Below are 566 nucleotides of genomic sequence, written 5' to 3' on the forward strand. Positions count from 1 at the left end.
GCCTTGACGAAAAACGACTCCGCCGTCTTCGACTTGACCCGGATATCAAGCACCGGATCGGCAAGCGGATCAGGCAGGTCGGAGCGGCCAGCCGGGCGGATGGTTGCGCGCTTGACCATCACCACCAAGGGCGTCGCTGTGTCATGGCTGTCGATGGCCATCGGCACACCAGGGGCAGCCACCACAAGCGAGCCGTCGCGGGCGACGGTGAAGCTTTCTTCCGTCCCCGCCGGCGTCGCGCCATCGAAGAAGCGCACGGCCTCAGCGCGGCCGAGATCGAGCTTGCGTCGCGCGAGCCTGGCGCGGAAGGTCTGCAGGCTGTCGTCGCCATTGACCAGCAGCGCCTTCAGCCCCGAAGCATCGCTGTTTGCACGCGCCCCTAGAATACCTGGATCAGCGCGGCCACTCTTGTCGATCGCCACAAGCTCGCAAGGCTGGCCGCCCTCGGCATTGCGGATGGTGATCCTGTCGCCGGCCTCGACCTCAAACAGCACCGCACCCAAGCCGGGCACGTGATAGCGCTCCGTGCCGGGCATAAGCAGCCCGGGCTGCAGGATCAGGCTCGG

1 pseudogene is annotated in these 566 nt (G+C 66.6%); it reads right to left on the reverse strand.

From position 1 onward, the window contains the following. Nucleotides 1-566 (reverse strand): annotated as a pseudogene (locus AC1DWF_RS37350) (aminomethyltransferase); the annotation flags it as partial.

The sequence above is a fragment of the Aminobacter sp. P4_D5 genome (genome assembly GCF_056401815.1).